This window comes from Falsiroseomonas oryzae (assembly GCF_027856955.1).
In the GTDB taxonomy this organism is placed as follows: Bacteria; Pseudomonadota; Alphaproteobacteria; order Acetobacterales; family Acetobacteraceae; genus Falsiroseomonas; species Falsiroseomonas oryzae.
Window position 1 is genome coordinate 1 of the sequence record NZ_JAPSMD010000443.1, and the last position, 4319, is coordinate 4319.

The following is a 4319-nucleotide window of genomic DNA, read 5'->3' on the forward strand; positions in this document are numbered from 1 at the left end:
CTGGCAGGCGCTTCCGGCCGCGTGCGGCCGAACAGGGGTGCGATGTCCGCCGTGAAGGCGTGCCAGAGGGCGAGGTCCGCCCTGCTCAGGCCTTTCCGTCGCGGCAGCATGGCAATGCGGCGGGCCTCAGTCGCCCGGCGCGGCCGGCGTGCCGGGCTGCGCGGTGGCCTGGGCGCGGGCCTCGGCGCGGCTCATCTCGCGCGGCGCGGCCTCGTCCTCCACCAGCAGGATGTGCAGGCGGCGCGGCCCGTGCGCGCCGAGCTCCAGCGTCTGCTCGATGTCGGCGGAACGCGACGGGCCGGTGACCAGCATCAGGTTGCGCGGCATCCAGCCGCCGGTCATCGGGTCCTTCCGCTCCGCGCGCAGCCGGTCCCAGGCTTCCTCATAGGCGCCGACGATCGCGCTGGCGCGCAGCAGGACGATCTCGGTCTCCGGCAGCAGGTTGAGCGTGGCCGGGCGCACGGGGTCGGAGGGGAAGAACAGCGTGCCGGTCTCCGCCACGCCGGCCCAGGCGTGCTGCAGCGACACCAGGTCGCCTTCCTGCGCACGGCGCGTCTCGCGCGCCAGCAGCGGGCGCGCGGTCCAGTCGATGGATTCCAGCTCGGGGTGCGGCGCCATCACGATGCGCGCGGGCAGGTTCTGCGCGGCGAGGTAGTCGGTGACCGCTTCCGGCACGCCGGCGAGGTCCGGGATGCGCTGGACCGTGCCGAACTCCTTCTCGACGTTCTTGATGAACAGCGCGATCTGCTCGGCGCGCGGGATGCGGCTGCGCGCGGGGATCAGGTGGCGTGGATGGCTGGCGATGCGGCCGTTCAGCATCGCCGCCTGGTCGGCGGGCAGCGGGCCGCGCTTCAGGCCGCGCCGGATGGCGCCGAGGATGGCGTCCTTGCTCATGCTCAGCGCCCCTGCCGCCGAGCCTTGGCGTAGCGCGCCATGAAGGTCCCGCCGGGCTCGGGCGCCGGCAGGTCGCGGCCCCGGGTCCAGCCCTCGGCGAAGGGAAGCCACTTGAACGCGCCCTTGCCGCGGCCGAGCAGGCCGAGCGCGCCGATGCCCATGCGCGTCACCGCGCGGTAGGCCGCCGGGCGCTTCGCGAACCACGCCCAGAGGCGGAGATTGGTGCGGATCGTCCCCGGCGTCAGGTGGCGCTCGAACTCCCGTTCCCGCCAGTGGCGCATCAGCTTGGGCAGCGGGATCTTCACCGGGCAGACGCTTTCGCAGCGGCCGCAGAAGGTGCTGGCATTGGGCAGGTGGCCGGCCTTGTCCACGCCGACCAGCGTCGGCGTCAGCACGCTGCCCATCGGGCCGGGATAGACCCAGCCATAGGCGTGGCCGCCCGTCGCGCCATAGACCGGGCAGTGGTTCATGCAGGCCGCGCAGCGGATGCAGCGCAGCATCTCCTGGAAGTCGGTGCCGATCATGTTGGACCGGCCGTTGTCGATCAGCACCACGTGGTACTGCTCCGGCCCGTCGAGGTCGCCCTGGCGGCGGATGCCGGTGGAGAAGGTGGTGTAGACCGAGAAGTCCTGGCCGGTGGCGCTGCGCGCCAGCAGGCGCAGCAGGCTGGTCGCGTCCTCCAGCGTCGGCACCACCTTCTCGATGCTGGCCAGCGCGATGTGCACCTTCGGCAGCGTCTGCGTCAGGTCGCCATTGCCCTCGTTCGTGACGATGACGCTGCTGCCGGTCTCCGCGATCAGGAAGTTGGCGCCGGTGATGCCGACATCGGCGGCCAGGAAGCGGCTGCGCAGCTTGGTGCGCGCCTCCGTCAGGATGTCGCGGCGTTCCGTGAAGACGCGCTTCGGGTCGAGGTCGGTGTGGCTCTCGCGGAAGGACTGTTCCCAGTCCTCGCGGTTCAGGTGGAAGGCGGGACCGATGATGTGGCTCGGCGGTTCCTTGCGCAGCTGCAGGATGTACTCGCCGAGGTCGGTCTCCACCGGCGTGATGCCGTGCGCCTCCAGGTGGTCGTTGATCCCGAGTTCCTCGGAGATCATCGACTTGCCCTTGGTGACGGTCTTCGCGCCGGCCTGGCGGCAGATCTCCAGCACCACCGCGCGGGCCTCGTCCGCCGTGCTGCACCAGTGCACGACGCCGCCCGCCTTCTCGACGTTCGCAGCGTAGACCTCGAGGTAGTGATCGAGGTTCGCCAGCGTGTGGTTCTTGATGTCGCGGCCGATGTTGCGCAGCTGCTCGAATTCCGGCAGGCCAGCGACCGCCTTGGCGCGCTTGCCGTGGAACTGCGGCTTGGTGCGCGCCAGCGCCTTCTGCAGGCCGGGATCGGCCAGCGCGCGGGCGGCGTTCTCCTTGAAGGCGGGGGATGTCAGATGGACCATGGTGCTTCTCCCGCCCTTACTTCGGCTCGCCGATCGGCGCCGCGTCCTGCGTCATGTCGGCCAGCACCTCCGCCACGTGGCGCACCTTCACCGGCGCGCCTTCCCGCTTGAGGCGCCCGGCCATGTTCAGCAGGCAGCCCATGTCGCCGGCCAGCAGCGTGTCGGCGCCGGTCTCGACGACGTCCTTCGCCTTGTCGGACACCATGCGGACGGAGATGTCGGGATACTTCACGCAGAAGGTGCCGCCGAAGCCGCAGCAGACATCGCGGTCCACCAGCTCCTTCAGCGTCAGCCCCTGCACGCTGCCCAGCAGCTTGCGCGGCTGTTCCCGGATGCCGAGCTCCCGCAGGCCGGAGCAGCTGTCGTGATAGGCGACCACCCCGTCGTAGCGCGCCGCCACCTCCTGCATCCCCATGACGTCGGTCAGGAAGGAGACGAGCTCATGCGTCTTGGCGGCCAGCGCCTCCGCCCGGCCGCGGTAGTGCGGGTCGGAGTCATCGAACAGGCCGGGGTAGTGGTGGCTGATCTGCCCGCCGCAGGAGCCTGACGGCACCACGGTGTAGTCGTAGGGCAGGAAGGTATCGATGACGTTCCGGGCCAGGTCCCTGGCCGTGGTGCGGTCGCCGGAGTTGTAGGCGGGCTGGCCGCAGCAGGTCTGCGCCTCCGGCACTTCCACCTGGCAGCCGGCAGCCTCCAGCAGCTTGATCGCCGCGAAGCCCACCGTGGGCCGGTAGAGGTCCACCAGGCAGGTGACGAAGAGCGCGACGCGCGGACGGGTCTGGAGCATGCCCGCAAGGTAAGGGATGCCGACCCGTTCGGGGAGGGCCGGCCCGGCGTAAAGTCTCCTATCCCGACGCTTCGGCCGAGGCGGCGGGGGGCGCGGCGAAGGGCGACTGGAGCCAGAGGGCCTCCTTCAGCTTCTTCTCCACGAACTCGGCATGCGCCGCCAGCTCGGCCTCGGTGGGCAGGATCGGGCGCGGGGTGCGGGCGACGGCGGCGGCCTCCTCCACCAGGGCGGGGCCGGTCCGGCGCAGGGGGGTGGCGGCCAGGTCCAGGCCCGGCTGCTTGCCGCCCATGAGCTGCAGGAAGACCTCGGCCAGCAGCTTCACGTCGAGCAGCGCGTTGTGCGAGGTGCGCATCGAGTTATCCACGCCCAGCCGCCGGCACAGCGCGTCCAGGCTGTTGGGCAGGCCGGGATAGCGGCGCTTGGCGATGTCCAGGCTGTCCACCATGCGGGCGCGGTCAAGCTTCGGCCTGCCGCACCGGACCAGCTCGGCATCCAGGAATCCGAAGTCGAAGGGGGCGTTGTGCGCGACGATCTCGGCCTCCCCCAGGAAGGCCAGCATCTCGTCCACGATGTCGGCGAATCGCGGCTTGCCGCGCAGCATCTCGGCGGTGAAGCCGTGCACGCGCGTGCTCTCTTCCGGCACGTCGCGCTCGGGGTCGATGACCTTGTGGAAGGTGCCGCCGGTCGGGACGAAGTTGAACAGCTCGATCGCCGCCACCTCGATCACCCGGTCGCCGGAGGCGGGGTCGAGGCCGGTCGTCTCGGTGTCCAGCACGATCTGCCGCATGGCGCCGTTCTCCCGGCCGGCCCCGTGGCCTGTCAAGCACCGCAGGCGGCGGCGCGGCGCAGCAGGAAATCCCGCTCCGCCGCGTTGCGGCTGAGCGCGGCGGCCCGCTCGAACTGCGCCCGCGCCTCGTCCGGGCGACCGGCCCGCAGCAGGCAGTCGCCCTTGGCCGCCGGCAGCGGCGCATAGTCTTCCAGCATCGCCGCGTCCTCGATGGCGGCGAGCAGCGCCAGGCCCGCCTCCGGCCCGAAGGCCATGCTGTGCGCCACCGCGCGGTTCAGCGCGACCACAGGCGAGGGCATCCCGGCCAGCAGCGTGTCGTAGAGCGCTGCGATGCGCGGCCAGTCGGTCTCCGCCAGGCTCGGCGCGCGGGCGTGGCAGGCGGCCAGCGCGGCCTGCAGCGCATAGGGGCCGCGCGCCC

At 71.6% G+C, this 4319-nt stretch carries 4 protein-coding genes and 1 pseudogene; all 5 read right to left on the reverse strand.

What is annotated here, in order from left to right; all coding sequences use genetic code 11:
- Positions 1-126: 126 nt before the first annotated feature.
- The gene (locus OZN99_RS26545; RefSeq protein WP_270938241.1) at positions 127-894 is read right to left on the reverse strand and encodes a LutC/YkgG family protein; all 768 of its coding nucleotides are present in this window, start codon (positions 892-894) and stop codon (positions 127-129) included.
- A gap of 2 nt (positions 895-896) precedes the next feature.
- Positions 897-2327 carry a LutB/LldF family L-lactate oxidation iron-sulfur protein gene (locus tag OZN99_RS26550; protein ID WP_270938242.1) on the reverse strand — a complete coding sequence of 477 codons (1431 nt, stop codon included), beginning with the start codon at positions 2325-2327 and terminating at the stop codon, positions 897-899.
- A 16-nt stretch (positions 2328-2343) separates the two neighbouring features.
- Positions 2344-3114, reverse strand: a complete 771-nt coding sequence (locus tag OZN99_RS26555) for a (Fe-S)-binding protein (RefSeq protein WP_270938243.1) — start codon at positions 3112-3114, stop codon at positions 2344-2346.
- Positions 3115-3172: 58 nt separating this feature from the next.
- The gene (gene dnaQ, locus OZN99_RS26560; RefSeq protein WP_270938244.1) at positions 3173-3901 is read right to left on the reverse strand and encodes a DNA polymerase III subunit epsilon; all 729 of its coding nucleotides are present in this window, start codon (positions 3899-3901) and stop codon (positions 3173-3175) included.
- A 32-nt stretch (positions 3902-3933) separates the two neighbouring features.
- Positions 3934-4319: pseudogene (locus OZN99_RS26565) on the reverse strand (RNA polymerase subunit sigma-24); the annotation flags it as partial.

Coding starts and splice junctions, on each gene's coding strand:
- OZN99_RS26545 (WP_270938241.1), bottom strand. CDS start 894: ATGAGCAAGGACGCCATCCTCGGCGCCATCCGGCGCGGCCTGAAGCGC.
- OZN99_RS26550 (WP_270938242.1), bottom strand. CDS start 2,327: ATGGTCCATCTGACATCCCCCGCCTTCAAGGAGAACGCCGCCCGCGCG.
- OZN99_RS26555 (WP_270938243.1), bottom strand. CDS start 3,114: ATGCTCCAGACCCGTCCGCGCGTCGCGCTCTTCGTCACCTGCCTGGTG.
- dnaQ (WP_270938244.1), bottom strand. CDS start 3,901: ATGCGGCAGATCGTGCTGGACACCGAGACGACCGGCCTCGACCCCGCC.